Origin of the sequence: Oscillatoria sp. CS-180 (genome assembly GCF_028330965.1) — a bacterium.
Taxonomy (GTDB): Bacteria; Cyanobacteriota; Cyanobacteriia; order Phormidesmidales; family Phormidesmidaceae; genus Halomicronema.
On sequence record NZ_JAQMUB010000088.1, the window covers coordinates 75,939 to 102,718 of the forward strand.

The following is a 26,780-nucleotide window of genomic DNA, read 5'->3' on the forward strand; positions in this document are numbered from 1 at the left end:
TCTATCGGCTACTGCAAATTACGCGGTGGAACTGGATCACCCACGTAAAACTTGCGTTCTAAATTTCCTAACCAGAACCAGAGTGAACCTGCTGCTAAAGGAGTCGCCGTTAACAGAACTGCGGCAATGGGAGGGAGAGCATCAAATGCGATCGCAACCGGGAGACATGACCACGCGATCGCGCTAATCACCAATGCACCCTGTCGTATTTGCTTGATACGCTTTAGCGCCGAACGGCAACTGCCGCAGTGTTGAGTATGGGAGTGATAGCGATCCATCAGGGCATCTGTGGAACTAGCAGGTGGTAGGGTTTGACCCGCAAACGGATCCGCTTGAAAATCGCTGATCCATTTACGGAAAGTAATCACATAGCGATCTGCCTGAGTCGGCAAATAGCAAGCCTGAGCATAAGACTGGTTACCCGCCTTCTCCAAAAGTCTTTCCTGCAAGTGCAGAAAAATTTGATCGTCTTCAAGCACGCGATTATTGCCTATATGGCTATACCAACGGGGCGTGAGTTTAATAAAAAAGCTTGGCAGCTTTGACGAAAACTTGAATGGAAAGCGGGCAAATAATCGACACTCTCCCTTACGAATAGGCGTTGCATACACTACGGTGAGCGTTCGGCCAAACTGCTTGGAAGTCAGGTCGTGATACATTAGCGCCGGAGCCACAAAGGTTGTATGCTGTGTGCCCAATTGCCCTTTACGAGGTCCTTCGGGCCAAATACCCTGGAAGCCTTGCTTGCCAGACTCCAGAATTTCCATCTGCATTGGTGCCGCATTCTCTCGCTTACCTACAGTCTTGTGATGGGTATAAGGAATGTGGCTTGCGTCCAAAACATTTTCTAACAGTGTCAACGCATCATACGGTAAATCCCGAAAGGTATTCAACAAGACCCATCCATCGGGATCTTCCTCCAGCGGATCAATGCCTGGAATAGGAACCTTTGGTGCGTTCTCAGCTTTGCCCGGATAAACAAACAGCAGTCCCTGATGCACAGCAGTCGGCATGGAGGCCACACAGGCTCGATGGGAGAGGTGAGCCTCAATCTCTGGAGACGCCTGGGGAATATGTTCACAAGCTCCGCTGCCTGAAAAAGCCCAGCCGTGATACGGACATTCCAACTGCCCCGCCTCATTAATCCGTCCTTCAGACAGTGGAGCCAAGCGGTGGGGGCACTGATCTGCAAAGACTCGCCAGGTTTCAGCGTTGAAATCCCACCAGATCACCACATCCTGCTCCAGCAAAGTGAAGCGAGTGGGACGGTTCTTATCCAAATCTTCGACGTAGTGAACGGGATACCAAGCTTCGGCCCACTCGAAGCGATTAGAGTCAGGACCACCTGCAGGAAGTACTTCAGATATCTCGTCAAGCCGGGAAGTGCCTTGAGTAGCCGTCATGATGCGAAGTGTTTTACTCGTCCCTTCCTATTGTGTTACAAAAATTCATATCTGTCAGATCCATTGCAACCCTAAGGCAATCGCAAGTGTAGACCTAGCCAATGGGAGGGTAATACTCCAGGGCTCACAACGTTACTAAGCGTGAGCAATTTTGATTTTGCTACGGTCATCACAATCTGGGGTGTCTTCAAGTTGCCAAAAATAACCAAGCTTTTTGTCGCCAGCTACCCTCCAGAATGATGTGATCTGCATTAATGGTATGAATAGATTTTTCTATTGATGCAGCGTTGTAAGGGAAGCCAAGATGGCAGTTTCAGATTTTGTCGCTCAGACAAGAGCCGCGATCGCACAACTTACAGATCCGCAAATACAAGCCTCAACCGTTGGCATTAGCAACTGTGATCGCGAGCCTATTCATATTCCAACCGCGATTCAGCCCCATGGGGTGTTGCTCGTCTTACGGAAAGAGGATTGGCGCATCCTGCAAATTAGTCAGAATACAGAGGACTATTTGGGGCGATCGCCAGAACAGCTGCTTGACCAGCCCTTGACCCAACTGCTGAATGAACCGCAAATTCGAGCCATCGAGGAATGCTTAATGGGCGAATTTGAAGCCGTCAATCCATTGCGAATTGAGGTTGATGTAGATGACAGCCGCCAATGCTTTTCAGGGGTTGTTCACCGCAGTGAGGACCTAATTGTCTTAGAACTAGAACCTGAAAAGTCTCAAGAGGCTGTCAACTTCTTTAATTTCTATGGCTTTATCAAGCATCCAGTCAACAGAATTCAGCAAACTCAGACTCTAGAAGAACTATGTCAAGTTGCTGTCGAGGTGGTGAAACAGGTTTCTGGCTTTGACCGAGTTATGGTGTATCGCTTTGACGACGAAGGGGCAGGTAGCGTCATCGCTGAAGTCAAAGAACCTAACTTATCGTCTTATTTAGGATTACATTACCCTGCGACTGATATTCCTCAACAGGCCAAGTATTTATATACTCTCAACCTCTTACGGCTGATTCCTGATGCTGCTTATGAGGCTGTACCGATTGTTCCAACCCAAAATCCTGTTACCCAGAAGCCGTTGGACATGAGCCTGGCTATGCTCCGCAGTGTTTCACCCCTGCATACCGAATATCTAGCCAATATGGGTGTGAAGGCATCAATGTCCATCTCACTGATACAGAATCATAAACTTTGGGGTCTCATTGCTTGCCATCACCACACTCCGCGTCAGCTTTCTTATGAGCGGCGTACAGTCTGCGAATTTTTAGGACAAGTTATCTCACTGCAACTTGCGAGTCGGCAAGACAACGAGGACGCAGAATATAAGCTGAGTCTGCAATCGCTGCAAGCCAATTTTGTGGACGTCTTAACGAACGGTCAGTCTTTGCAGGAAGCCTTGATGCAGAACCCTCAAAACCTGCTGAATCTGGCGACTGCTGAAGGCGCTGTTTTCTGCGAGAACGGGGACTTTACGGTGATCGGCAAAACGCCTGAGCCGGAAGCAATGACTCCATTGGTGTCTTGGTTGAGTAGCCAGTTTAGTCGTGACGGGGTGTACGAAACGGCTTGTTTGAGCCAGAGCTATCCGCCGGCAGCATCCTTTAGCCAAAGGGCGAGTGGATTGTTAGCCATCTCAATTTCGAGGATGCAACAAATTTATGTCCTTTGGTTCAAACCGGAGGTTGTGCAAACAGTGACTTGGGCAGGCAATCCGAACAAGCCTGTTGAGATCGATGAGGATGGCGAAGTCTACTTATCTCCACGCCAATCGTTTGAGCGATGGAAAGAAATGGTACATCGGCGATCGCTGCCCTGGAAAACCTGCGAAGTTGAAGCCGTTCTAGAGCTCCGCAGGACCGTAATTGGCCTGGTATTGCAGAAAGCAGAGGAGCTAGCCCAACTCAACTTAGAGCTAGAGCGCAGCAATATTGAGCTAGATGCTTTTGCTTACATTGCTTCCCACGATTTGAAGGAACCGCTCCGAGGCATCCATAACTACTCCAGCTTCTTGATTGAGGACTACGGTGAACAACTGGGTGACGATGGCGCTCACAAATTGCAGACATTAATGCAGTTGACGCAGCGAATGGAAGCCTTGATCGATTCTTTGCTCCACTATTCTCGTTTAGGACGGGCTGACCTGAAACTCGTGACCGTTGATCTTAAAACGACAATAGGCGGTGTCATCAACCTCATTAAGATGAGTAAGCCTGAGCAAGTCAGCTTTCAAATGCCGCAGCAGTTTCCGCAGCTGAAGTGCGATCTCACCCAGATTACAGAACTATTCACCAATTTGATTAGCAACGCTATCAAATACAACGATAAGGCTGAGAAGCAGGTCGAGATTGGATATCTGACGGTTGCTGAGGCTGCTGAAAAGACACCTCACTTGATTCCTACAGAGTTGTCACCAGAAGCAATAGTGTTCTATGTCCGCGACAACGGCATTGGGATCAAGCCCAAACATCTTGATACTGTTTTCAAGATTTTCAAGCGTTTACACCCACCTAAACGGTTTGGTGGTGGGGCAGGAGCTGGGCTAACCATCGTCAAAAAAATCGTAGAGCGGCATGGCGGTCGAATTTGGCTAGATTCAGTCTATGGTGAGGGAAGTACTTTCTACTTCACATTGGAAGGTTTGCGGCATGACTGATCAATCTTATCCAGCCCTTTTAGTCGTGGAAGACAGTGATGAGGACTTCGAAGCGCTGGGACGGATTATGCGAAAAAACTGTAGCATTCAGGTGCCGTTAACTCGTTGTATCGATGGGGACGATGCCCTGGACTTTTTATATAGAAAGGGAGCCTATGTTGATTATGCGACGACTGATCTACCAGGACTGATTCTTTTAGATCTCAACCTCCCCGGCACAGATGGTCGTGAAGTTCTAACCGAAATTAAGCGAGACAAGCGGTTAAGGGATATTCCAGTCGTAGTGTTGACAACCTCCTCCAATCCTAAAGACGTTCAGGCTTGCTACCAGTCAGGAGTGAATAGCTACCTGATCAAACCCACTAATATTCAGGACTTTAAAGCCTCGGTGAGTCTCTTCGTAGACTACTGGTTCAGAGTAGCAATGTTACCCAATGCATAATCACGACTTTCTGGAATCGACTTTAGGGTAGATTCCAGAAAGCTCACAGTAGAAAGTCGCGACACGATTGAAAGCACAGGCGTTGGCTTGAGTATCGTCAAGACAATAGTCGAGCAGCAAGGCGGACAGATCACAGTTTGCTCAGCAGTGGGCCAAGGCAGCACGTTTTCCTTCACATGGCCCAAGCACAGTACTTGAGAAAATCTGATTTCAGCAATTCGAAATACTGACATCTGCATTCAGCACAGTATCTACATTCGCCCTCTCAATTTCTCAGAACGGGGAATACCACAGGATTCATGCGTAAGGCCAGCTCTGTCAACAACTGTGTCGACAAAGAAGCAAAGAGTTTCCCCGTTAGAGCGATTGAAGATAGTCATGCTAGGAGGGTCAAGAATGACTAATAATGTAAAAGGATGTAAAGGGACTAAAATCCTATGCCATTACCTACAAATTTGAACACGCTTGATGGTGCGCCTTTGTCACCCGATGCAATCAGCAATAAGGCTGTCCTTTTTGTGAACGTTGCTAGCAAGTGTGGTTTGACGCCTCAGTACAGCGGTTTAGTTGAGCTTGACAAGCAGTACGACGATCTCGTCATCGTAGGTGTGCCCTGCAACCAGTTTGGTAAGCAGGAGCCAGGAACGCCTGATGAAATCAAAGACTTCACCAAGTCCAAGTATGATGTTGACTTCACGCTACTTGAAAAGCAGGATGTCAACGGTCCTGATCGCAGTCCGCTCTATCAGTTCTTGGTGGGTGATGGTGAGGATATCGAGTGGAACTTCGGTAAGTTTGTTGTTGATCGCAACGGTGAAGTTGTGGCTCGCTTTGAGCCTCAAACTGCGCCCGATGCTCCTGAACTGAAGGCAGCTATTGAGAAGGCTATCGCCTAAGCTAATTGCCCAGTGAACCTCAGCGATCGCCCCTCGAACAAAAGGGGCGATCGCTTTATCTAGCCGCTGAGCAAGGCCTCGACAAACTCATAACTGGAGAAGGGGCGCAAATCCTCAATGCCTTCCCCTGCACCAATGAAGCGAATCGGTAGATTAAGCTGCTGAACGACTGCGAGTGCAACACCACCACGAGCAGTTCCGTCCAGCTTAGTCAGAACCACACCGCTCAAATCAGCAGCCTCTGCAAAGACCTGAGCCTGTCGCAGGCCGTTCTGTCCCAACGTTGCGTCCAGGACAAGCAGGGACTCAACATGAGCATCAGGAGCCTTTTTGCCAATAATGCGACGAATTTTCGCAAGCTCCTCCATCAGATTCTTTTTATTTTGCAGGCGTCCGGCAGTGTCAACTAGTAGCAATTCGCAGTTACGAGACTGAGCGGCAGTGATGGCATCAAAAACAACTGCGGCTGGATCGGTATTTTTTCCAGGGTTGGCAATCACGTCAACATTGCTACGGGCACCCCAAGCTTTCACTTGTTCGACTGCGGCGGCTCGGAAAGTATCTGCGGCACCAATCAGGCAGGAATAGCCTGACTTTTTAGCGATGTGGGCTAGTTTTCCGATGGTGGTCGTTTTACCTGCACCGTTCACTCCGGTGAGCAACCAGATGTTAAAGCTCTCCTTTTCTGGGACAAATTCTAGATTGTGGGTTTCTCCTAATGGTTTATCTAGCATGTCTCGCAAAATGGTCTTGAGGTAGGCGATCGCCTGCTCGGGCGGTAACGTTTCCTCTCGCAGACGAGCTTGCAGGGCCTCAATAATGGCATCAGTGGCTTCAACGCCGACGTCAGCCTGCAACAGCAGGGCCTCAATTTCAAACACAGCGTCTTCATTGAGGGGACCTTGCCCGACAATGGCCTTGAGCTGATTCACCAAGCCCCGACGAGTCTTGTCTAAGCCCCGTCGAAGACGATTGAGCCATGTGATCTCTTCGATCGAAATATCTGTTGCTTGCCGTCCCTGACCGGCTAAGACTTCAGCCGACCACAAAAACGCTTCGTCAAAATCAATATCTGGAAGCACTGGCTCAGAGACAGTTGCGGTAGCAGGCTCAGGTTCTGGCTCTGGCTCAGCGATCGCCGTCTCCTGTAGACGCTCCAAACGAGCTTGCCGGTCTGCGGTGGACTGCATCCACGCTGGTCCTGAAGAAGCGACAGCAGGTGTTGCAGCCTCGGTGGACTCTGTTTCCAAGTCTGACGCTACGGTCTCAGCGATCGCTGGGCTAGTCTCCCCACTCTCCGATGCCACTGCTTCAGGTTCAGCTTCGGGAGATTCGGATAGTGTTTCTTCATCCCCAGCCTGTGAAGACGCTGTCTCAGACGTGGGTTCTACAATTTCGGAGGAGTCAGTGGCAGCGGAGGCCTCACTCTCTTCAGTTTCTTCTTCCGCTTCCGGAGAGGGCGCTGTTTCAGGAACTACAGCCGTCTGCTGGCTTTGAATATTTTGATAGGCTGCCTTCGCCCAAGCTAAATAGTCCTCTGGACTTGCGGTGGTTGCAGCATCGCTGCTCTGAGCAGTCTGCTCAGCCTCTTGAGAGGATGCCTTATCAGTGGTCTTTTCAGGCTCCTCCACTCCAGAAGATTGATCAAATTTACGGCTAAACCAGTTGAAATTGGTCATGGGCAATGCGAAGCAGCAGGTGAACAGACAGCGTTAGTTTAAACTTACACCAGTAGGGTTTCGGGGACCCTTGTGAGGGCTTTTGCTTAGGAAGAAGAGGCGGCATCTGGTGAGTGCGCGATCGTCGTCGATGCTTCAGAAGATGACTTCAAAAAACGAGTGACCCAACGACGCAACACCCCATTGATGAACCGAAAACCGTCTTCATCGCTGTAGCGTTTGGCAATTTCAACCGCCTCATTGATCGCAATTCGATCAGGAACACCGAGATACTTCATCTCAGCCACGGCAATTCGCAAAATATCTCTATCAATTTGGGGCAGCCGCTTCACCTGCCAAGAAACCATAGCCTCGTCCAACTCGGTGTCGATCTCAGAGCGATGCTGAGTCGTAACTGACATGAGCTCAATAGTGTAGCTTCGTATCTCTTTGCGATTAGACAACTGCACCATTTCCGGAATTTGTAATGCATTCCCTAGGCAATTGATCGCTGTTTGAGTTTTTTCTAAAGCCGTCTGTACAAACTTTTTGGCATCCTCAGGGTTGCTGGCCCGCGTTTCACTGTCTAACAGAAGGTCTTGTCCTCGCTGCACCTCTGTCGAGGCCACCTCTAACGCATCTTGTACCTCGGCGGCAATGGATCGCACCGCTGCGGTCACAATAGTTTCTAAATCTTGAGCGGGAAGGGTACTCGTTTTTTTAGAAAGCTGCCCTATGCTCAAGAGCGCTAGTTCACGGGCGAAACGGCGAGGCTGCATACAGATCACGAGGTTGTTTAGGCTATGTGATCTTAGCAGGCAGGATTGGTCAAGGGGGGAGCAAGGTCGGATGCTTTCAGGGTTTTCTCAGCCATAGTTCAGTTTGGTTCGTTAGGGTCGAGAGGCAGTTGACTGGTTCACAAGGAGACATTGATCATGCGTTGGCTATCAGCAATCCCTCTTTTGGCTGCGATCGCGGTTGCAACAGGGTGCGGTCAAAACGTTGCCATTGACGAAACGACAGAGACAACGCCGACGGCTCCGATTGCAGCAGAAGCTGAGAAAGAGACCTCGACATCAGAATCAGTGCCGACCAATGATGAGGCAGCTGTCACTGTTAACGATACCGCAGCAGAAGCAGCGACTTTGGCAGGAGTCTATGTGGAGGGTGATATCGCGATCGCGGGGGCTGATCCCGTGGCTTACTTTACGGAGTCTGCCTATGTGCCAGGCAGTGATCAGTTCACCCATGAGTGGAGCGGTGCGGTATGGCAGTTTGCCAGTGCTGAGAACCGCGATGCATTTGCGGGCGATCCGCTCAAGTATGCACCGCAATACGGTGGCTATTGTGCTTGGGCTGTCAGCCAGGGCTATACTGCGCCTGTCGATCCTGAAGCCTGGAAAGTTGTGGATGGCAAGCTTTACCTCAACTTCAATCAGAATATTCAAGCAAGATGGGCTAGAGACATTCCCGGCAACATTGCTAAAGCGGATGCCAACTGGCCTGCAGTTGTTGAGAACTAAGGAGATTTCTGGAAATTAGCTGACAATAAGAAAGCTCGGCTGTGGTGCATTACGCTGCACTAGTAACCCCTAGCAGCGGTCAATTCTCCTCTAGAAATCCCCTAAGGTAGGCTTTGCAGCATCAGCAACAGACAAGACCAGGCTTAATCCTCGTCTAAAGCGGGAAACGCCTCTTCAATGCGCCACAGATCGCTGCGATGGGCAATGAACCAGCTGCGAGTTTCTGGAGTTAGTTCATCCCAGACTAAATCGATGTCAACATGGGGAGACTCGTATTGGTATTTGTGACCAAGCGATCGCAAATTCATGGTTACCGTTCCAGGAATACCAAATTCCGACCAATTCACCTCAATGACTCTACCCGAGATGCCTCCAGCGGGATCGTGAATCAGCTGGGCAACTCTTACAAGATCAGCAAAGTGGGTTGGCCGCAGTCCTGTGATTGTTTGGATTTCTCGAATGCGCTGTTGTTTGCTTTGGATGTTCATAGTGTTTAGAAATAGCATCAGAATCAAGATTGGTCATGAGTTGACGGGATTGACTGTTGGAAATGGTGTCAACTGTGGGATGCAGAGTCTCTTCACTTCAATGCCCAAACCATTCCCAACAGTCCGATGATTGGCTCAGCTAATAGCCTCCGCTGAGTAGTTCTTGACTCGCTTATCGGCAGTAACGCCCAAGATTTTGGCTAACCAAGGTGGAGGAGAGATGGCGATCGCCTGCTGCAAATCAGCCAGAATTTCGCGAATTTCGCCTCCTTGTTCTACCTTCATGGGATAAATGTTGGCTTGAATGACTTTGGCAGCGGCTGGACCTCCAATGGAAACGATGTAGAGCACCGGACAATCCCGAATCAGGTCTACACGGAACTGATTTTTGTTGTCACTTTGGTCGGCTTCTATGGCAGAGCGAACGTCGATCAGTTTGAGGGCATTTGCTGATAGCTGATAGATCAAATATCGATGGCAGGAACCAAAATGTCCGTCTAGTTTCTCAGCCGTGTTAGAAGCCACAGCGATCCGAATTGAGTTAGGCATATCACCGTCTTGATAAGGCTCGATGGGCAGCGGTTTTTCGCATTCATCAACCTCACCCCACAAGATGCGAACGGCCTCTTTGAAGGCGTCAATATCTTCGTTGTTAGCGTCCTCGCCTTCCCACTCACCATCGACTTCATAAATATTGCCGAACGATCGCTTGAGTTGAGTAACCGTGAGCTTACTGAGGGAGTCCTCTGTGAGTTCGTCCTCCAAATTGGTTTGCAAGGCTTCGATCAGTTCACCGACTGAGGTATCGGGTAAGGCTCTAGCGGCAAGGGCAATTCTGAACGCAACTTCTTCTGAGATGGGTTGACTAATCATGGTGTTCTCCAAAAAGGGCGATCGCGAAAGGCAGCGGGCAGGGCAGAAACAGTGCGGCAAGATAGTCAGTGCGACAGCAACGGTTCAAAAATGGCGTGTACCATTTGATACCCCAAAAATCCTGCGGGTCGGTACCAGAAGATTGATCAGGCTAGCCGTCAATAAATTGGAAAAACCTTTCAGGATTGGTGTAAACGAGCCGTTCGATTGCTACAGCCAACATCAAGTGGACAATGCCACCCTACCCGTGGATATCCGGCACAAGACTTAACTCTTTAGAGCGTGTCGCACGCTAATGACTGAGCAAAATGTCCACAAAGCTAATTAAACTGAGACCTGCTGAAACAGCCGGCGGCAGTTCACTATGAAACGGATTAGCTTCTGAAATCGCACACTCTCTAAACTGAATATTATCAAAAATCTATCAGAAAAATATTTAGAAAAGCTAACGCTGTCACTCAAGACAGGACGAATTCCTTGTTCAGCTAGATACTAGCGTCGTCAACGGTCATGGCTGTTTTGCTATCAATTAACCCAATATGCTTTGCGCTTCGGTTCTCTCTAGTCGCTCAAACGATTTGCATGGCGGTCAAGCATTCATATCATCAGGCATTGCCCGCTGTAGCTGCAGCAGTAAAACGCCAGCAGCTACAGAGCTGACGACTAAATACAACCACAAGTCTGCGCCAACAGCAGCCGGATGATCTAGCGCCCAGCCGCCTACGATGGGTCCCACCAGAAAGCCGATCGCCCAACACTGGGATTCCAGAGAAAAATAGATTCCCCGTAATGCCGTTGGTGCAAGGTCTCCTGTCAGGGCTGACGATGAGGGCGAATAGACGACTTCTGCGATCGCCAGCAGTGCAAAGGCCCCGATGATAGACAGCAAAGCGCTTTGAGGTAGAGCGCTAGTCAACCAGACCAAGACAAAGCCGCTACACCAAATCACTAAAGACCCAAGCAAAAGCGTGCTATGCGATCGCGCTCGAAACAATCGAGTCAACGGCAGCTGTAGCAAGATCTTTAGAACGACATGCCAGACAAAAAAGTAGCTGATAAAGCGCTCTGAGAAACCCGATTCTGCATCACCTCCTGGAACAAAATTCGCCAGGTAAAGCGGCAAGGTGCTGTTGGATTGTGCCCCATAAATCGCAAAGAACAGATTGGCGATTAGGAAAATGACAAATGGGCGATCGCGGAATGCTTGTCCCCAGTAGCTCAATGGATGCTGAGAATCGCTGATCTCCTGACGAGTTTCCTCAATGGTCATGAAGATGACAACTCCAAAAATGAGGTAGGCGATCCCTTTACAGATAAACAGAGTGGAGTAGTTGCCAGAGACCGCAATGTACTGTCCTGCAATCAATGCTCCAACTCCAAGCCCTAAATTATCAGCCAAGCGCGTGAGCGCCATAGCCTCTGCTCGATACTGAGGATCGGTCAGGTCTGTTGTAATGGTTAGCGTAGCGGGCCAGTACAGACTGATACCCAGCCCCAAACACAAATTTCCAGCCACCAATAAGGGAAAGGTTGTCGCAAAAGCCAGTAGCCAACTGCCTAGGGCAGCGATTACCGCAGACAGAATCAGAGTGCCTCGCCGACCCAACCATGCCGAATTGAGGGCATTCCCGGCCAAAAATCTTCCTAAGATGCCAGACACCCCGACACACCCTTGAGCGAGGCCAACCTGTGTAGGCGAAAAGCCTAATTGATTCACGAAATAGATCGAAGCATAGACCAAGGTGAACCCTTGACCAATGAACAGCATCAGCTGTCCCACAGCTAAAATCCAGATCTCACGTCTGAGAGGAGGCAGCCAGGTTCTGAGTTGGTTGAAAGGTTGTGAAAGAAGGTTGAGGTTCTCCATTGGGGCAGCTCTAATTCACCCCATTGTGGATGTAAAGGAGACCATTCATTAAGCAAACACATTGAGACTGCGATGCTAAAGACTATAGGTCAAACAATGGCTCTTTTGCCTACTCCTGAAGAGATAAAGCAGTCGTATAGGGGTGTGCTAAATTTGGTTCATCCGTTGTGAAATAGTGCATACGAATTATTGCTTTTCTTCAACTGATGATGGGTATGCGCTAAGTTATTCTTTCTCAAGAGTGATCCAGCTAGCTTGCCTCTTCTCCGGCCTTAGCAACTATCTTGGGAGCAAACTACATAGGAATTAGGGTATCCATGTCTAACTTAGAAACGAATGTGTTTAACGAAGCCGTTGACGCTTGGTTCCAGCATTGTGAAATTAGCAATATTGTTCCTCAACAACCCTCACTAGAAGATTCCTCAGTTGATGATTTAGGCATGGTGACCCTGCGAAACAGTGAAGGATTTTTGGCGCGTTATTCCTCGAAGCGGAAGCGTATTGTGACCAATCTTTAGCCCAAAACGCTACTGCATTTAAATGCGCGATCGCCGTTTAGTTTAAGCCCAGCGGTAGGGTGAACCAGAAAGTTGTCCCTTCGCCAAGCTCGCTTTGAACACCAATTTGCCCCCCATGAGCCTCGATAATTTGCCGACAGATATACAGCCCTAAGCCAAGATGTAGAGGTTGTCGGCGGTTCAAACCTCGGCTATAGCGATCAAAAACACAGTGTTTGAGAGACGCTTGAGTCATGTTGCTTTTATTGGTATGACTAATACCTTGGCCATCGTCGCTGATAGTGCAATGTAGATAATCGCCTTGAACGTCGGCATTGAGGGTAATCGCAAGTCCGGGACGATTGTACTGGAGCGCATTAGCAATCATATTGTCGTAGACGCGCCGCAGCTGCATTGGATCAACTCTAATAATGGGTAAATCCGCAGGTACAAGCACTTGAACGGTGCTCTGGGCCTGCTGCACTAAAGGCTGAAAATCGAGAATCATTGCGTTGATCAGGTCTCGCAAGGCGATCGCCTGGCGATGGAGGGGAACACCAGTAACATCCTGGGTATGGACTTCGAGTAGCGAATTGATCAGCTTCAATTGTCGCTCTTGGCCCTCAATCATGCGAGCAATCATGGTCTGGTCGAGCAGGACTTTTTCAGACTGCGACGGCAAGTTTTTGAGCAGCATGAGCGTTCCGGTAACCGGATTTCGTAAATCGTGGGATACCGCATGAAGAAAGAGCTGGAGCTGCTGGCGTAACTCAAACTCCCGCATCAGAAGCCTTTCGTAAAGAAAGATTCCCAGATCAGCGACTCCAAACGTACAGGCCATGACCACAATGAAGAGGATATAGACCGGGAACTGTATAGCCTCAGGTAGTCCCAAAAATCCAAAACGCAGCACCAAGAACGATAGGCTCGTTAGGCCAATCAGAACCGCTTGAGAAATGAAGTGCCATGACCACCGCACTGGAATTAAGACAGCCTGCAGGAGAAAAAAGATCGTCCATCCACCCAGGTCTAGCATGGTGCCGCCAATTAGCATGTGCTGAAGCTGCGGCAACACCAGGATGGCTCCGGAATAGCCAAAAAAAGCCCATCGTAGATGAGCCGACGATAGCGAGCGATGTCTCAACAGCAAAATGAGGTTGAGCGAAAGCCCTAGGAATTGGGAGGCAATTAGGCAGACGATAAATGCTCGTCCGTATTCTGTCAGCATGATATCGGGTTCACCACTGCGTTCTAAAGCAGGGGAAATTAGCCCAATGTTGAGCGTTGCTAAAATGCCGAGAAAAATGATTGACAGAATGATGATGAGCTTGAGGCGATCGCGGATAAATCGTTCTCGCCACAAGCGATATTCCCGAGAGGGGAGCGGTGCAGCGATTGACTTAGCGATTTGCTGTCGCAGATGGTAGAACGCTTTGGAAACGAAAGGCTGTTTAGAAATCACGTTTCCCCTCAATCAAATGTCGGTGTTGTCCTATCCTGTTGGAGGCTCGCGATAAAAACTACCTACAGATCGGGTCGCCTGATTGGGTGAATAGATGAAAAAGGACTTCGTTAGCCTAACATTGGCTACTGGCGAGTATCCTATGTTCGTACTGAGTTTATTGTTGTGAAGTTGGAGCGGCCAGCGAAGATGCCTTGTCTGCAGATGAGATTCAGGCACTTTGGGAGCATGTCGAACCAGATGGTTTTGTTGCCGGTTAGACCAATGTGGTGTGGGTGCTGATTATCAGTCAGGTGCAGCGGATACATCGATATTCAAAATCGAGAGGTACGGCTGATCATTCTCTAGATAGGTAATCGCCACCAACGCATCACCGCTTCCGAGAACACTCGTATCTTGATAGTCAAATTCAAACCGACAGAGACCACTACCGGAGCAGCCTAAAACTTCTTCAAACCCTGCGTCATACATCCTTTGTTCGAGCAACGTGTAGTGATCCAGAGTGACGGCTTTGGGAACCCAGCCCTGCTCAATCAGGAGAGCGCGAACCTCTGCGTAGCGCATCCCTTCTTCAATACCTTGGGGAATTAATGAGTTGGCATCGACGAATGCAGTCTCTTCGGTAAAAAGGAGATCACCTCTTTCACCATTACAGGCCAAATTCAGCACGTTGGACATCGCTTCATCGGTGGGTGTCGTGCGATAGGACACTAAGTCGTTATCTAACACCACCTCAGCTAGGGCATTGTCGGTGCAGTTCGCGACCAGGCTGCCCTGCAGAGCGTTGCTAGCGCTATCGACTTGCACAAAATCCACTTTCACTAAGTGTTCACAATCAGAGGCAGCGTCAACACAGGTAATAAATTCGCCATAGATGTAATATACCTCTTCACCCGTCTCAGTTTGGCCCATGTAGGGATAGCCTACATAGCCGGGTTCTTCTGCGGTGCTCTCCACCGACTCATCCGCTGCGCCTGCCACATCCACTGCATCTGCTGCGCCGGGCGTGGAAGACTCCTCTGCGATCGCTTTGGCCGCAACGGGAGCCTCTTCTAGAGAGGTCTCCTTTAAAGAAAGAGAAGCTGAGTCAGCATCCTCGACGCGGTTTCCAGTACAGCCCGCCGCTGTGATTAAGATGAGCACCAGCATCCCTTTGAGTCCTATCGTGAAGCGAGAAGCCATGCCCTTGTCCTCAAAGGACCTAAGGGACTGAGAAATACAATGGAATGTGCTCTTCATGGGGTTAGCTATTTTCCTTAATCACGCTTTGAAGTTTTTACAATGCGGTAATCAGTTAGTCCGGTTACATCGCTATCGTGCAGTTTTCAAGGTTCCCAAATTTGCTGATTGATGCTGTAGAGGCGACAGAATCTTCTCGCGATGCTGTCCTGTCAGCGCGATCGCGATCTCCTAAAATCTGTTCCAAAAAGTCTGCCCTCCCCCTTGAACCTCACGTAACGTCAGGTCCTAACATGCTTGGCATCGACCGCATTCGCTATTTAGAGAGAGCCGATATTGCTTATGTCTAGTCTGCTTAAAGTGGGTGAACTTGCCAAACAAACGGGGCTCTCAACTCGGACACTGCACTATTACGACGAAATCGGGTTGTTAGTACCCTCTCATCGGACTGAGGCAGATCATCGTCTCTACAGCGCTCAAGATATTATTCGTCTTCAGCAAATTCTGTCATTGCGACAATTAGGCTTCTCTCTAAGCGAAATTCAAGCGTGTTTGGAAAGCCCTGACTTCTCGTTGCCCCAAGTTATTGATTGGCATAGATCGCGTCTGCACGAGCAAATCACCCTCTCTCAGACACTGCTCAAACGCTTGAATGGCATTGCTAAGGAGTTGGAAACGACCCAATCCGTTGCGGTTGAGAACTTAATCGAAACGATGGAAACCATTACCATGACTGAACACTACTTTACGCCCGAACAACAAGCCCTTTTGGAAAACCGCTTGCAAGAGAATGAGGCAGAGTGGCGGGATCTGCTGACACAAATTCAGTCTGAAATGACAAAAGGCACAGATTTCAACAGTCCCACTGTGCGTTTCTTAGCACGGCGTTGGCTAGGCAGCATGAAAGCGTTTGTTCGTGGCGATAACGATATCTATGCGGCACTCACTCGCATGTATCAGACTGAAGGAGCAACCGTGGACAGCTGGGGCGGCATGGATACTGACACCTTTGAGTACATGCTGAAAGCGGTTTCTTTTCTGACGCTGGGCGAAGTGACGGAATCATTGATTCCTGTGAAGAAAATTTTCACGCCTGCAACTCAACAAGTCTTAAAACTCGGAGAAACTGCAATCCGCCAAATTAACTTCGACATCTTGGGGACAGAGGGTTTTCTTCTGGGATTCCTGACCGACAAGACCAACTTGGCAGGTCAAGTGCTCAATGAGATGGGGGTGACGCTGGAAACCGTACAGCCTTTGGTTAAAAAGTGGTTAGGCGTGCGTCCCAAGTTGCCCGATGGTTGGCAACCTCCACAGTTACCCTTCGCGATGCGGGCTAAGCGGGTGATTGAACTGGCGCTGGAACGTGCAAAAGCAACGGAGCGATCGCAAATCACGCCAGAAGACTTACTCCTCGGTATTCTTGACGAAGCTAAAGAAAGTGGTGGGCTGGCAACCTATATTCTCAAAGAAGAACTCAATGTCGATCTTGCTCAACTTGAACAACAGGTTGAATTCGCGATCGCTAGGGCCTAAGTTTCGCTTGCCAAGCCTGATTGACACCACCACCCCTGGGAGACAGCAACATGCCGTTTGATATTGTTCTCATTGGGCCTCAAGGGGTGGGCAAATCCACTCAGGGTGAACTCTTATCAAAACGATTAGAGCTGCCCCGATGCGCAATGGATGAGTTGCGGTGGGCCTATTACGACGAGATTGGTTACGACAAAGCCTTAGCTCAACAGAAACGTGAAACAGAAGGCGCATGGGGCATTATTCAATATTGGAAACCGTTTGAGGCGTATGCGGTGGAGCGATTACTGGCTGAGCATGCCAACTGCGTAATTGATTTTGGTGCAGGCCATTCTGTTTACGAGGATGAGTTGCTCTTTGAACGGGTGCAGCGGGCACTTGCGCCTTATCCCAACGTGGTGCTGTTGCTGCCCTGCCCCGATGTGGAGGAATCACTACGGATTTTGAGCGATCGCAACCGCGATCTACCCGACGACATTCGTCAGACCAACGAACATTTTGTCCGACATCCCTCAAACGCTCAACTCGCAAAAATCACGGTCTATACCCACGGCAAAACGCCAGAGGAGACAGGTCAAGAGATTCTAGAACGGGTTACCTTGAAACGCCTGCTTGACAATAAATGAGGAACGGAAAACCTGACCTATTCGATCATACAGCGCGGATTTTCATCGCTTTAACTTCTCCGGTCATGGCATCGATCTTGAATTGCTTATAATCTCGCTGTGTTTGAGTAGCCACTAACGCGTCATCAGCAGTGCGATCAAAGCCTAACGTTACGAACTAAAATCGTTCGTCTTCTGAAAGTTCAACTTCTTCTAGTCGAATGTCACAAATCTGCCCGCCCATAAACGACCTCAGGCTTTCAAGATAGTTGGTCGCATTTTGAGTCGCCTGTTGAATACCCACAACAGGAGGTGTTAGCTTCTCAGTCCCTGCCATGATTTCCTCCAGACGCTGACTGACAGAAGTCTTATACCGCTCTCAACCTTTTTTCTTCCTCAATCTAGCAAACCTGCTGAGAGCAATCGATGCATTTCTTTCAGGGATTGAAATTTCTAGCGATTGGCCGTTTGGAGTTGGGTTGCGATCGCGTCTAGCAATTCTTGTTCTAGGTAAGGCTTTGTGAAGTAGTCCGAAGCTCCCAGCTGCATTGCTAGCCAGCGATGTTTGTCATTGCTGCGAGAGGTCAACATGATAGTCGGAATAGTTTGAATCTCAGGCATCTGGCGACGCTGAGTGAGAAATTCAAAGCCGTTCATGTTGGGCATCTCGATATCACAAACAATGGCTTCCACAAGTGAATTTTGCTGGAGTTGCTCTAAGGCTTCCTGACCATCACGAGCCTGAAGCACTCGGTAACCCGCTCGCTCCAATGAAAGAGCCAGCGTGCGACGGGACGTGACCGCATCATCGACGACCAAAATGGTTGTTGTTTCCTGCAGAATGGGCACACGCGGAGTCTCGGCAGGGCGATCGCTCTCATCGGCAACTGGAATATCCGCCATCGAAGTATCGAGACGTCCTACCCGTCTTGCTGTCAGCAGGTCATCCATGAACGCCTGTCCATCCAGCACGGGAATGAGACTACCATCTCCCAACACCGTACAGCCGTAGGCAAACGGGGGAGGTGTTAGTGCTGCACCAAAGGGTTTGATAACAGACTCCTGCTCTGTAACCAGACGATCAACCTGAATGGCGATCGCCCCTTCTTCCTGTGCCAAAACCAGCAGAGGCGCTTCCCAATCGGATGGAGACGGCACTACAGCTAACACTTGGCTCAAGGGCCTTTCTGGCAGAACGCAATGATAAGAGAGCAAGTCGTTGAGTCGATGGACAGGCACCTGTTGGTCTCGCCACGCCAGCATTAGTTCAGATTCTGTTTGATGTAGCTGGTTAGCACGAGGGACCAAAATCTCAGTAATGCTATCACTGCGGAAGGCGATGGGTGTAGAGCCAATAAAGCAGATCAGCAGGTTGACGACGCTGAGCGTCATTGGCAGAGAGAGCGTGAAGCGGGTCCCTTCGCCAACAATAGTCTGCATCGTCACAGTTCCCCGCAGGTGTCGCAGCTCTTCTCGGACCACATCTAAGCCCACACCCCGACCCGATAGCTCACTGACTCGCTCAGCAGTTGAGAAACCGGGTTCGAAAATGTAGCGATAGAGCTGGTCGGCAGACGTTGCGATCGCCTCTTCTCGACTCAGCCAGCCCAGGTCTATAACGCGCTGACGAACCCGTTCCAGCTCCAGTCCTCGACCATCATCCTCAACTTCGATGACAACCCGCCGCCCTCGATAGTAAGCGCGGATAGTGATTTGTCCCGCTTCCGGCTTACCCCGACTAATCCGCTCCTCTTTCGCTTCGAGACCGTGATCAAAGCCATTGCGTAGCAGGTGCATCAGGGGATCGTATAGCTTCTCCAGCACAGCCTTTTCGACCAGCAAGTCTGTGCCTTCTAGTTTCAAATCAGCTGCCTTGCCATAAGTATTGGAGAGATCGCGGAGCAGGCGAGGAAAGCGATTGATCACCTTTGCCAAAGGCAGCATACGAGCATACATCAGCTCATCTTGAGCCTGAGACAGCATCTTACGATGTTGTCTTAACAGCTGTCCTGACTGCTGATTGAACAAACCGAGGTCAGCGGTTGCCTCCTCTAATTGCAGCATGTCTTCCAACAGCGTCTGAGTGTAGGTATAGAGAGCGGTATAAGTGTCCATCTCTAGAGAGTCAAACCCAGGAAGTTGGGGGGTTTCGTCGATGGGCTGGGCGATCGCGACACCAGAGGCTGCCGTCACTCGTTGTCGCTCAGGTGCAATCAAAATCTGGTCAGAGACCGCCTGTAGTTGCTCTACGGTGGAGCGCATTCGCTCAAAGCGATTCACCAATTCTTTAAGCCCCAAACGCAGCTGATTGTTTTGTAGCTCTAAACCGTTCCGGTTGATTGTGAGTTCACCCATTTGATTGTCTAGGCGAGTCAAACGTTGAGTATCCACTCGAACTGTGAGACTGGCTGCTAGGGCTGAGCCTTGAACCGTAGGGTTTTCGACGACTGTAGTAGTCCGTATAGGGTCTGAAGATGGCAGATCGGATCCGTTAGAAAATGTCAGATCCGAATCAGCGTGAGTTGCCAAAACATCTGTCGCGTTCGTTGTTTCCTGATCAGAAAGCATTGGGAAGTCGGAGTCAGTTTCTATTGCGACCTCATCCAGTTCTTGATCAGCGTCTGCAAAATTGAGTGGGCTTATCTGTTCGAATGACGTAGTGCCTTCTGAAGCCAAATCACCGAACACCGACATGAGAGCTGCCGCTGCTCCAGAGGGGGGACCCGGAGTATTCACCCAATCATTTGATCGATCTGATGGCAAATCAGGAGACAGCGTTTCCTCTAGTAGGGCTGGCGTCATCTCTGGTTCTAACGCGATACCCAGTTCATTTGAGGTCATTGCCTGCAGCGCTGCAGAAGGATCGCCCCCAGTCGTCGATCCTTGTTTTAGAACCGCCTCTCGTCCCTGCTGAAAGTCTGCGATCGCCAGTCGAGTAATCTCCATGGCCTGATCGGGATTCGCATCCAGGGCTGCTAGTGTCACTTCAGCAATGCGGGCAAATCCAGAGAGATCTAAGAGTTCAGCAAAACCCATGAAAATTTCGGCTTGGGCTCGCAACTCTCCGGCAACTTCATAACCAGCAGGCTGCTCCAGCACCGCATTTAAATGGTTTAACCCCTGCTGCACATCCGTTTCAAAAATGGATGTAGCAATATCAAAACCTAGATCTGATGCGCTGGGAATGAAGTTTTCGGTTTGGGCGATCGCGGTCGCTAGCCGTGCTTCTAAATTTTGGAGCACCGCATCTGCTTGCATCAGTGCCTGCTCTTGATCGAACGTCCCTTCAGTTAGTTGCTGCATCAAGGGCAGCCTCAAACAGTCAAACGCCTTCAGCAGAAATTGATCCAGCTCATCGTCAATAGTGAGATCATCACTATAGAGAGCCTTGAAAATTGTTTCAAGACGGTGAGAAATGTCTTTGATGGGATCTAATCCAACACTGGCAGCCCCCCCTTTCAGCGAGTGGGCCGCTCGCATGATTTGATGAATTTCCGCCGTATCTCGCTCCTGTCGCAGAGTCAGCAAACCCGTTTCAATAGTTTGTAATAGCTCTGGGGCTTCTTCTCGAAAGAATTGATAGGCCTGGTCGCGAATGTCAGAGTTCATGGAGATTGCAGTGGATAGAAAGGGGGCAAGAGTTGACAGAGGGAGTAAGCATGAAGACCCTGACTATCGAAATGTCAAAGCCGCTTGTTGTCTTACTCCCTTGCGGGCGATCGCACGGCGTTAGCTCATTTTGAAACGACCCACTTCGTCTTGCAGAGCCTGAGCAACTGATAGCAGCTGTTCGAACGACTTCGATACTTGACTAGCAGAAGTTGAGTTCTGACTAGCATTTGCAGCTACGCTGGTCATCGTGTGGGTGACTACTTCCGATACCTGTGACTGCTCCGTAGTGGCCTGAGTAATGGAGACAACGAGGTCACTAATTTCGCGGCTAGCAGCCGTAATTTTGTTGAGACTTTGGCGGGTCTCATCCACAAGTTGAGTACCTGTAACGACCTGCTCAGTTCCTGATTCCATTGCCGTAACTACCGCATTCGTTTCAGTTTGAATGCTGGCAACCAGCTTTTCAATTTCAGTCGTCGCTTCTGCCGACTGTCGAGCCAATTCTCGAACTTCCTCGGCAACCACGGCAAAGCCTTTGCCACTCTCACCTGCTCGGGAGGCCTCAATAGAGGCATTGAGAGCCAGCATGTTCGTTTGGGCCGCAAAGCCACTAATGAGGTTGACCACGTTAGAAATCTTTTGTGAGGACTCCCCGAGTCGTTTTACCTTTTTCGCGGTGTCGGCCACTGTTTCTCGGATTGCCATGATGCCTTCTACAGTCCGGTTCATGGCATCGTCACCCTGAGATACTGTCTCAGCGGCTTGGCGGACAGCAATCTCAGCTTTTTCAGCACTGGTCGAGACCTGTCGCACAGATTGAGCCATGGTTTGTACCCGTTCCTGAGCCGTCAATATCTCCTCTGCCTGCTGAGCAGCTGAAGCTGAAAGGGTCTGAATCAAGGGTTGGTTCACATCCGTGGTTGAGGAAACTTGCTGAGCAGCTTCTTGCACCTTGGTGACAATCTTTCGAAGACTCGCGATCGTGGCGTTGTAAGAGTCAGCCACTGTGCCAATTTCGTCTTCAGTCACTTTTGCCCGCACCGTCAAGTCCCCTTCACGAACAGGGTCCACATCCATCAGCAATTGCAGAGCGTTGCGCTGGAGTCCTTCTTTGATCTGCTGCTGCTCCGTTGCCAGCGTCTGAGTTTTTTCCAGGAGCTGTACCCGTTCAATGACCAAGCCTAGCTGCAAACCCAGTTGCTTCAGTAGATCCACTTCCGACGCTTGCCATTGGTGAGCGTTGTGGCAGTGATGAGTGATGAGCAGACCAAACAGCTGCCCTTGACTAACAATAGGCACTCCCAAAACAGATTTAACTTTGAGATTGCTCAGTAACGCCAGGTGCTCAGGATGGAAAGATGCTGTTGCAACATTGTTTTCAACCAAATGTCCTTGACTGCGATACTTTTCTAGGGTCTCCATAGGAATACAGGCATCACTGAGTTCCTGCTCATAGGCACTGGGCAATGTGGAGGCCACTGACTCTGAAACAATGGTGCCACTCCAGTCAGGATTGAACTGATAAACCACGGCCCGATCAGTTCCCAGGATGTCTCTCGCTTCTGCAATTAGGCGATCGTAAATCGGTAACAGTTCCGCAGAAGTGACCACCTTAGCACTGGCAACTTCAGCCGATAGAGTTGCTTGACGAGTATTGAGCGTCTGTTCCTGAATAAATCCTCGAATTCGACGCACCAAATCATTGAAGGTATTTGCCAATGTTCGAGTCTCAGCTGATCCTGTCGGTTCAGCCCTAACATTGAGGTTACCTTGAGACACGGCTCCAGCTTTGGTGGCCAAGTCGTCAAGCGGTAAAGAGATTTGCCGAGACATCACTCCTGTTAAGGCGATCGCTGCTCCTCCCAATGCCAAAATCAAAAACAGGGCTATCACCAAACTCTTCTGTCCAGCTGCCCGAATTTCTGAGGCATCCATCGAGGCAATGGCAACCCAATCAAGCTGGGGCACAGTTGCCACAGAATACTGCTTCCCTTCGTAGCCGAAAGTGACGACCAAGTTTTCAGGTCTTGTTGCCCCCTCATTGACAAACCCTGTTGAGGTGACCTGCAAATTGTTGACCGGAAAGGCGGACTGAAGCTGCTGCTGGAGAATACTGTTATCCGGTATCTGCTCGGCTGATTTGGCCTCTGCCACACGAGTCGCAATGTCATTAACTACATCACCACCGACTAGCGTCAACGACTTGGGTGTAAGCGCAAGTTCTTGCCCTTCTTCAGTGAAGTTTGCCAAGATATATTTAGCGCTAGTGTCGAGTAACTGGACTTGCTGAGAACCCTGAATTCCTGCATTTGCTAGATAATCGTTGAGCTGATCGAAGGCCAAAGCCGTAACGAAAAATTTGGCTACCCCCAAAAACTCATCGGTTTTAGGATCGCGGATAACATGGCTGAGATCGATGCCGACTCTAAACGTAGTGGAGTCATAACCCGGATCGCTAAACCAAACATCTTCAGTTTTAGCTGTCTCCCACCAAGTTTCTCCTTTCTGCACAAAGTCAGAAGTTATGGCACTGTAGCCGACATTAAAGCCGTTGGCTTCTGTCACAATAATTTCGGCAAAGTCTCTGCTTTCTGCGGTCTGAGCTAAATACTCATTAAAAATAGGATTAGGGGCTAGCTGCTTATTCAAGATAAAGCGAGGCTCTAGCCTTTCCTTAGGAATTTGAGGTAAGTTTTCTGCTGCCGCCAGATTTCTGTCTCTGCGAACTTTATCGAGAATCAAAGGATTTTGAGTAAACAGGCGAGCAAAGTTCACCTCTTCAAGTAGGTTGCCGCTAACCGTTTCGCTAGCTAGCAGTGCTTGGCCCTGTAGCGTTGAATTCGCTTCAGAGCGGGTGCGGTTTGTGTTGAGCGAGTAGTTGACGATGCTTTCGACGACTAGGGGGAGTAGAGCAATAGGAATAACGGCGGTAAGCAGTTGTTGCCTTAGACTCCGACCTGCGAAAATAGACCGAATTTTGGCAGTAACAGGGTTACGGGAACGTCTTAGGGTTGGCGAACTGGAAACAGGAAACCCCGTAGCGGCAGTGTCTTGCGAGGTTGACGTTTGTGATAGGGAGGGAACTTGAGTCATGACGGGAGTGGGATATTCAGTAGGTCTATGCAGGGATAGCGATGATTGGGTAGACCCTGAAAGCGTTAATTTGACGGACAGCAGCGTTGGCGAGATTGATTACAGGTGAATAGACATTTTGCTGAGTTTCAAATGCTCAGGTTTATGGACTGAGCATATAGCTCTAGCCATCTAAGGTTTTGCACCAAGGCACATCCGAGTGCTTAGCGCATAGCGAGAGGGCTAGCCGTCTTGTCCTAACGGAACTGGCGAAGGCTATATTTGCTCGCATACACGCTGCCGTAGTCAATAAGCAGGAAACACAAAGAAGAGATCTTTAAACACGAGCTTGAGTGGTAACAGCCAAGATGGCTTGACTATCTAGCACCCAATCCAGTTCACCCGTTTCGTTGGCACAGACCCCTTTGAGGAAAGGCTGTACGCTCGCCGCGATCGCAGCAGCCTGAGGCATCGATTGCAGACTACCTTCTGGATAGGTCACAATGCTGGCCACCTCATTCACGACTAAACCCAAGACAACATTGGTATCCTCGGGGGATGGGGAATCTTGAGCAGGTTGAATAATCACCATGGTGTGTTTGGCAGCGCGATCGCGTTGCTGATACCACGGGGTCAAACCCAAAAAATGGTTTAAGTCAATCGTCCACAACATCTCTCCTCGCCAGTTGTAAACACCAATGACCCAAGCTGGCATCTGGAAAATTGGCACAACATCGTTGAGAGTGAGCTTCGTCAACTCGGCTAGGTCTGATATTGGCAACAATAGCTGAGGTAAATCCGCTAACCGCACTTGCAAATATTGGTCCCCTTGAATTGACGGAGATTCCGCGATGGGGAGTTCGATTGCGGGTTGGTGCAATTCTTGGGTGCCTGCTGAAGCAGCGTTGTTCAGAAAAGACGGAGACGGATCTGTAGTGGAACTGTTTTTGGCGATCGCTGCATCAGACATCGCAGCCAAACTCCTTACTCTATTGGGTCATCGGGATCGGACTGATTACTCACAGTCAGTCAACTAACTGCCTGACAGCTCGAATCAATTCTTCGTGGTTAATGGGTTTAGCAAGATAGGCATCTGCACCTTGCTTCATTCCCCAAAATTTGTCCATGTCTGATCCTTTGGTGGAGCAGATAATAACGGGAACTTTTTTCGTTGCTTCATCCTCTTTGAGTTCACGGCAAATTTCAAATCCACTTCGATCAGGTAAGACAATATCCAAAATAATGATGTCAAATTGATTATTTTTAACTTGGTCAAATGCTTCCTCTGCATTAGTAGCGGTTCGTACATCGATGCCACTATCCTTCAAGCAAAGTGCCAGTAATTCTTTATCGGTTAGGCTATCTTCAACAATTAAAGCTGTACTCATGGTTGACCCTCATAAATTTAGAGATATCGAAATCACTAGCGATTCTTTGTAGAAACAAGAACTTTTTTTCAGCAGGTGAAAGATTCAAAAATATAGTTGTTAAGTATGGCAATTCACTATCTCTTCGCAAGTTGACCTAGGTGTTTCTGAATAACAGAAAGAATCATAATTGGCTCCATAGGCTTACTTAAAAAATCAGATGCTCCCAATAGGCGAGCACGAACCTGATCGACAAGTCCGTCATTACCACTCAAAATGACAATCGGAGTTTCCTTGAACCGGGAAATCTTGCGTAATTGTGTACAAATTTCATATCCGCTCGTATTGGGCATTACAAGATCGAGGAAAACAAGATCAGGTTTTTTGGCTAACAAGGTTGCGATCGCCTTTGCAGGCTCCATGATGGGAACAAAATCATAACCAGCAGCACGAATCACTTGCCCAACTGATTTGCAAACCAACACGCTATCGTCGATACACGCAATACAAGGAGTCTGACCAGCCTTGGAATCATGAGTACTCAAGGCATCAAATGGAGACGGAAAATCTCCGACGGGCTTCAGTGAAATCCATCCTGCTTTGATATAGGCATGTAGGGCCTGAGTTAGATCCAGCACATCCCGATTGACATGAACAGCTAAATCTCGTAGGCTTCGCTGCCCATCAAGCAATTGCATAAGCGATTGAAAAATTTGAGGAGACACCTCTGCCCGAATGGGATCAGGATGCTGCACGACCGGCGCTAAGTTGGGAGAACAATGACCAAAGTCAGTCTCATGCCAAAACTCCCAAAGTTCTTTTACAGATGCTAAAAGATCAGCCTCATTAATCTGAACAGGAACCTGTTCGTGAGCGAGTGGAGACTGTCGCACTAATTTGTAGGGTGTGTCATCAGCCTGCATCACATCAAACAGAATGTCAGCAATGATATTGCAACTAATTTTCTGCAAATCCGCTTGTGAGATATGGCCTGCCGACAACCAGCTATGAAGTAACTGATAGCCCCAGCAGTTCGGCAGAATCAGCTCCGACGTTTGCGACGCGAGCTGACGTAATTTGGTATGGGTCAGATCGAGGTGAGGTAGATGTCGACGAACGTGACGATACCACTGTCGAATCGGGTGAAGTCCACCCATTCCATAGACAACATGCCCTTGATTAAAAAATAGAATCCATTCACAGTCTTGGCCATTCTGCCAAATCAGTTGGCCGCTAAAGTTAAGACGATTAAGAACAGAAAATAATTGGACTTTTTTGACTCTCAGATATTTATCTAGGGATTTGGGATATTGAACTGCTCTACCGTTCATCTCAATCTCACGTGGATTTAATCCGTATTAGAGCGCCGAAACAGACTCAGCCCTGATTTAAGGAGTGAGGTTTGAGCTGAATTAACGAAATTTGCTCAACAAGCGAAGAATCAACAATGGCTGCTTAAAACAAGCATGCAGCCGATTTTTTGGTTGCTGAGGTCAATGACTAACGCTAACGCCTGTCAGGATTGGTTCTTAATAGAAACGAAAACAAATAGATGACCCATTCCAGTTTGAAAGATAAAAATCAATCACAACGGGATAAACACTGTCTTTGAGACGATATTTCTTGCGGATTTATTCCTTCTGAATA

At 49.1% G+C, this 26,780-nt stretch carries 24 protein-coding genes; 10 read left to right on the top strand and 14 right to left on the bottom strand.

All coding sequences use genetic code 11. From position 1 onward, the window contains the following. Window positions 1-8: 8 nt before the first annotated feature. Complete coding sequence (locus PN498_RS22425; protein WP_272065642.1) at window positions 9-1,403, bottom strand: aromatic ring-hydroxylating dioxygenase subunit alpha; 1,395 nt, start codon at window positions 1,401-1,403, stop codon at window positions 9-11. Window positions 1,404-1,707: 304 nt separating this feature from the next. Between PN498_RS22425 and PN498_RS22430 the strand changes: the two genes are divergently transcribed. From PN498_RS22430 to PN498_RS22445, 4 genes are all read left to right on the top strand, one after another. Further along, the gene (locus tag PN498_RS22430; RefSeq protein WP_272065643.1) at window positions 1,708-4,059 is read left to right on the top strand and encodes an ATP-binding protein; all 2,352 of its coding nucleotides are present in this window, start codon (window positions 1,708-1,710) and stop codon (window positions 4,057-4,059) included. After that, window positions 4,052-4,501 carry a response regulator gene (locus tag PN498_RS22435; protein ID WP_272065644.1) on the top strand — a complete coding sequence of 150 codons (450 nt, stop codon included), beginning with the start codon at window positions 4,052-4,054 and terminating at the stop codon, window positions 4,499-4,501. The genes PN498_RS22430 and PN498_RS22435 overlap by 8 nt, the downstream gene beginning before the upstream one ends. Before the next feature lie 66 nt (window positions 4,502-4,567). Further along, entirely contained in the window at window positions 4,568-4,699 is a 132-nt protein-coding gene (locus PN498_RS22440) for an ATP-binding protein (RefSeq protein WP_272065812.1), read from the top strand. Window positions 4,700-4,938: 239 nt separating this feature from the next. Continuing rightward, window positions 4,939-5,397, top strand: coding sequence for a glutathione peroxidase (locus tag PN498_RS22445; protein WP_272065645.1), 459 nt, complete (start codon window positions 4,939-4,941; stop codon window positions 5,395-5,397). Between the two features lie 59 nt (window positions 5,398-5,456). Here the strand turns inward: PN498_RS22445 and ftsY are convergent, their stop codons facing one another. Together ftsY and nusB are read right to left on the bottom strand one after the other, a co-directional pair. Continuing rightward, window positions 5,457-7,076: a signal recognition particle-docking protein FtsY gene (gene ftsY / locus PN498_RS22450; RefSeq protein WP_272065646.1), complete on the bottom strand. Its 1,620-nt coding sequence runs from the start codon at window positions 7,074-7,076 to the stop codon at window positions 5,457-5,459. Between the two features lie 86 nt (window positions 7,077-7,162). Next, window positions 7,163-7,834, bottom strand: a complete 672-nt coding sequence (gene nusB, locus PN498_RS22455) for a transcription antitermination factor NusB (RefSeq protein WP_272065647.1) — start codon at window positions 7,832-7,834, stop codon at window positions 7,163-7,165. A 156-nt stretch (window positions 7,835-7,990) separates the two neighbouring features. Between nusB and PN498_RS22460 the strand changes: the two genes are divergently transcribed. Beyond that, window positions 7,991-8,578, top strand: a complete 588-nt coding sequence (locus PN498_RS22460; RefSeq protein WP_272065648.1) for a YHS domain-containing (seleno)protein — start codon at window positions 7,991-7,993, stop codon at window positions 8,576-8,578. Between the two features lie 143 nt (window positions 8,579-8,721). Here PN498_RS22460 and PN498_RS22465 read toward each other — a convergent pair whose 3' ends face one another. Together PN498_RS22465 and PN498_RS22470 are read right to left on the bottom strand one after the other, a co-directional pair. Continuing rightward, complete coding sequence (locus tag PN498_RS22465; protein WP_272065649.1) at window positions 8,722-9,066, bottom strand: hypothetical protein; 345 nt, start codon at window positions 9,064-9,066, stop codon at window positions 8,722-8,724. A 135-nt stretch (window positions 9,067-9,201) separates the two neighbouring features. Then, window positions 9,202-9,939 carry a dinitrogenase iron-molybdenum cofactor biosynthesis protein gene (locus PN498_RS22470; protein WP_272065650.1) on the bottom strand — a complete coding sequence of 246 codons (738 nt, stop codon included), beginning with the start codon at window positions 9,937-9,939 and terminating at the stop codon, window positions 9,202-9,204. Between PN498_RS22470 and PN498_RS22475 the strand changes: the two genes are divergently transcribed. Further along, window positions 9,938-10,210: a hypothetical protein gene (locus PN498_RS22475; protein ID WP_272065651.1), complete on the top strand. Its 273-nt coding sequence runs from the start codon at window positions 9,938-9,940 to the stop codon at window positions 10,208-10,210. The two genes, PN498_RS22470 and PN498_RS22475, sit on opposite strands and share 2 nt — an antisense overlap. 318 nt (window positions 10,211-10,528) lie before the next feature. Here the strand turns inward: PN498_RS22475 and PN498_RS22480 are convergent, their stop codons facing one another. Continuing rightward, complete coding sequence (locus tag PN498_RS22480) at window positions 10,529-11,806, bottom strand: MFS transporter (RefSeq protein WP_272065652.1); 1,278 nt, start codon at window positions 11,804-11,806, stop codon at window positions 10,529-10,531. Window positions 11,807-12,123: 317 nt separating this feature from the next. Between PN498_RS22480 and PN498_RS22485 the strand changes: the two genes are divergently transcribed. After that, window positions 12,124-12,324, top strand: a complete 201-nt coding sequence (locus PN498_RS22485; RefSeq protein WP_272065653.1) for a hypothetical protein — start codon at window positions 12,124-12,126, stop codon at window positions 12,322-12,324. Between the two features lie 37 nt (window positions 12,325-12,361). Here the strand turns inward: PN498_RS22485 and PN498_RS22490 are convergent, their stop codons facing one another. Together PN498_RS22490 and PN498_RS22495 are read right to left on the bottom strand one after the other, a co-directional pair. Continuing rightward, window positions 12,362-13,765 (bottom strand): sensor histidine kinase, encoded by a 1,404-nt coding sequence (locus PN498_RS22490; RefSeq protein WP_272065654.1) that lies wholly within the window; start codon window positions 13,763-13,765, stop codon window positions 12,362-12,364. 285 nt (window positions 13,766-14,050) lie between these two features. Next, window positions 14,051-14,947: a hypothetical protein gene (locus tag PN498_RS22495; protein ID WP_272065655.1), complete on the bottom strand. Its 897-nt coding sequence runs from the start codon at window positions 14,945-14,947 to the stop codon at window positions 14,051-14,053. A gap of 134 nt (window positions 14,948-15,081) precedes the next feature. On the opposite strand from PN498_RS22495, the gene PN498_RS22500 reads away from it, so the two are divergent. From PN498_RS22500 to PN498_RS22510, 3 genes are read left to right on the top strand one after another with little or no spacing between them, the layout of a single operon-like run. Beyond that, a complete protein-coding gene (locus PN498_RS22500; protein ID WP_272065656.1) occupies window positions 15,082-15,294 on the top strand; it encodes a hypothetical protein in 213 nt (70 codons plus the stop codon). Further along, window positions 15,287-16,480: a MerR family transcriptional regulator gene (locus tag PN498_RS22505; protein WP_272065657.1), complete on the top strand. Its 1,194-nt coding sequence runs from the start codon at window positions 15,287-15,289 to the stop codon at window positions 16,478-16,480. The genes PN498_RS22500 and PN498_RS22505 overlap by 8 nt, the downstream gene beginning before the upstream one ends. Window positions 16,481-16,530: 50 nt before the next feature. Continuing rightward, entirely contained in the window at window positions 16,531-17,103 is a 573-nt protein-coding gene (locus PN498_RS22510) for a shikimate kinase (protein ID WP_272065658.1), read from the top strand. A 157-nt stretch (window positions 17,104-17,260) separates the two neighbouring features. Here the strand turns inward: PN498_RS22510 and PN498_RS22515 are convergent, their stop codons facing one another. From PN498_RS22515 to PN498_RS22540, 6 genes are all read right to left on the bottom strand, one after another. After that, a complete protein-coding gene (locus PN498_RS22515; RefSeq protein ID WP_272065659.1) occupies window positions 17,261-17,419 on the bottom strand; it encodes a hypothetical protein in 159 nt (52 codons plus the stop codon). A gap of 116 nt (window positions 17,420-17,535) precedes the next feature. Beyond that, window positions 17,536-20,691: a hybrid sensor histidine kinase/response regulator gene (locus tag PN498_RS22520; RefSeq protein ID WP_272065660.1), complete on the bottom strand. Its 3,156-nt coding sequence runs from the start codon at window positions 20,689-20,691 to the stop codon at window positions 17,536-17,538. A 120-nt stretch (window positions 20,692-20,811) separates the two neighbouring features. After that, window positions 20,812-23,787, bottom strand: a complete 2,976-nt coding sequence (locus PN498_RS22525) for a methyl-accepting chemotaxis protein (RefSeq protein ID WP_272065661.1) — start codon at window positions 23,785-23,787, stop codon at window positions 20,812-20,814. A 316-nt stretch (window positions 23,788-24,103) separates the two neighbouring features. Next, on the bottom strand, window positions 24,104-24,736 hold the full coding sequence (locus PN498_RS22530; RefSeq protein ID WP_272065813.1) for a chemotaxis protein CheW: 633 nt from the start codon (window positions 24,734-24,736) through the stop codon (window positions 24,104-24,106). A 55-nt stretch (window positions 24,737-24,791) separates the two neighbouring features. Beyond that, window positions 24,792-25,154 carry a response regulator transcription factor gene (locus PN498_RS22535; protein ID WP_272065662.1) on the bottom strand — a complete coding sequence of 121 codons (363 nt, stop codon included), beginning with the start codon at window positions 25,152-25,154 and terminating at the stop codon, window positions 24,792-24,794. A gap of 116 nt (window positions 25,155-25,270) precedes the next feature. Continuing rightward, on the bottom strand, window positions 25,271-26,464 hold the full coding sequence (locus tag PN498_RS22540) for a response regulator (protein WP_272065663.1): 1,194 nt from the start codon (window positions 26,462-26,464) through the stop codon (window positions 25,271-25,273). Window positions 26,465-26,780: the final 316 nt, after the last annotated feature.

Excerpts from the sequence above, each read along its gene's own strand:
- PN498_RS22425 (WP_272065642.1), bottom strand. The coding sequence starts at position 1,403 with ATGACGGCTACTCAAGGCACTTCCCGGCTTGACGAGATATCTGAAGTA.
- PN498_RS22430 (WP_272065643.1), top strand. The coding sequence starts at position 1,708 with ATGGCAGTTTCAGATTTTGTCGCTCAGACAAGAGCCGCGATCGCACAA.
- PN498_RS22435 (WP_272065644.1), top strand. The coding sequence starts at position 4,052 with ATGACTGATCAATCTTATCCAGCCCTTTTAGTCGTGGAAGACAGTGAT.
- PN498_RS22445 (WP_272065645.1), top strand. The coding sequence starts at position 4,939 with ATGCCATTACCTACAAATTTGAACACGCTTGATGGTGCGCCTTTGTCA.
- ftsY (WP_272065646.1), bottom strand. The coding sequence starts at position 7,076 with ATGACCAATTTCAACTGGTTTAGCCGTAAATTTGATCAATCTTCTGGA.
- nusB (WP_272065647.1), bottom strand. The coding sequence starts at position 7,834 with ATGCAGCCTCGCCGTTTCGCCCGTGAACTAGCGCTCTTGAGCATAGGG.
- PN498_RS22460 (WP_272065648.1), top strand. The coding sequence starts at position 7,991 with ATGCGTTGGCTATCAGCAATCCCTCTTTTGGCTGCGATCGCGGTTGCA.
- PN498_RS22465 (WP_272065649.1), bottom strand. The coding sequence starts at position 9,066 with ATGAACATCCAAAGCAAACAACAGCGCATTCGAGAAATCCAAACAATC.
- PN498_RS22475 (WP_272065651.1), top strand. The coding sequence starts at position 9,938 with ATGGTGTTCTCCAAAAAGGGCGATCGCGAAAGGCAGCGGGCAGGGCAG.
- PN498_RS22470 (WP_272065650.1), bottom strand. The coding sequence starts at position 9,939 with ATGATTAGTCAACCCATCTCAGAAGAAGTTGCGTTCAGAATTGCCCTT.
- PN498_RS22480 (WP_272065652.1), bottom strand. The coding sequence starts at position 11,806 with ATGGAGAACCTCAACCTTCTTTCACAACCTTTCAACCAACTCAGAACC.
- PN498_RS22485 (WP_272065653.1), top strand. The coding sequence starts at position 12,124 with ATGTCTAACTTAGAAACGAATGTGTTTAACGAAGCCGTTGACGCTTGG.
- PN498_RS22495 (WP_272065655.1), bottom strand. The coding sequence starts at position 14,947 with ATGGCTTCTCGCTTCACGATAGGACTCAAAGGGATGCTGGTGCTCATC.
- PN498_RS22505 (WP_272065657.1), top strand. The coding sequence starts at position 15,287 with ATGTCTAGTCTGCTTAAAGTGGGTGAACTTGCCAAACAAACGGGGCTC.
- PN498_RS22510 (WP_272065658.1), top strand. The coding sequence starts at position 16,531 with ATGCCGTTTGATATTGTTCTCATTGGGCCTCAAGGGGTGGGCAAATCC.
- PN498_RS22515 (WP_272065659.1), bottom strand. The coding sequence starts at position 17,419 with ATGGCAGGGACTGAGAAGCTAACACCTCCTGTTGTGGGTATTCAACAG.
- PN498_RS22520 (WP_272065660.1), bottom strand. The coding sequence starts at position 20,691 with ATGAACTCTGACATTCGCGACCAGGCCTATCAATTCTTTCGAGAAGAA.
- PN498_RS22525 (WP_272065661.1), bottom strand. The coding sequence starts at position 23,787 with ATGACTCAAGTTCCCTCCCTATCACAAACGTCAACCTCGCAAGACACT.
- PN498_RS22530 (WP_272065813.1), bottom strand. The coding sequence starts at position 24,736 with ATGTCTGATGCAGCGATCGCCAAAAACAGTTCCACTACAGATCCGTCT.
- PN498_RS22535 (WP_272065662.1), bottom strand. The coding sequence starts at position 25,154 with ATGAGTACAGCTTTAATTGTTGAAGATAGCCTAACCGATAAAGAATTA.
- PN498_RS22540 (WP_272065663.1), bottom strand. The coding sequence starts at position 26,464 with ATGAACGGTAGAGCAGTTCAATATCCCAAATCCCTAGATAAATATCTG.